The 574-nt window shown below is 44.9% G+C and carries 1 protein-coding gene; it reads right to left on the bottom strand.

Going from position 1 to position 574, the window contains the following annotated elements:
- Positions 1-574, bottom strand: a 574-nt coding sequence (locus tag AB4585_RS28105) for a redoxin family protein (protein ID WP_372172050.1), incomplete at both ends; no start/stop codon positions are given.

Below are 574 nucleotides of genomic sequence, written 5' to 3' on the forward strand. Positions count from 1 at the left end.
ATTTAAGGCCTGCAGCGACCAAAGCCTGTTTCGCTTTTTCACAGTAAGGGCAACTTGGGAGCGTGAAAATTGCAACAGTCGGCTTAGGAACGTAGCCCGGAGCAATATGGTCAAGCATAGTATCTGCATCAGACACCTTAAACGGATCACCTGGCTCATTAGGCTCAATAAACATCTTAGTGATCACACCATTCTCGACAAGCATACTGTAGCGCCACGAACGCTGACCGAAGCCTAAGTCGCTCTTATCCACCAGCATTCCCATTCCACGAGTAAAATCGGCATTCCCGTCCGGAATTACCGTAATGTTTTCTGCGTCCTGATCTTCCTTCCATGCGTTCATTACAAACGTATCATTAACCGATATACAGACAATTTCATCAACGCCATGCTGATAAAACTCCTCAGCTAACTCATTGTATTTCGGCAAATGCGTACTCGAGCAGGTGGGCGTATAAGCACCAGGCAAACTGAAGACCACTACCGTTTTGTTTTTGAAAATATCTTCACTAGATACCGTATGAAATTTATCACCTACACGAACTTGAAATACCACTTTAGGGATGGACTGACC

Source organism: Vibrio sp. 10N.222.49.C9 (genome assembly GCF_041474985.1).
In the GTDB taxonomy this organism is placed as follows: Bacteria; Pseudomonadota; Gammaproteobacteria; order Enterobacterales; family Vibrionaceae; genus Vibrio; species Vibrio crassostreae_C.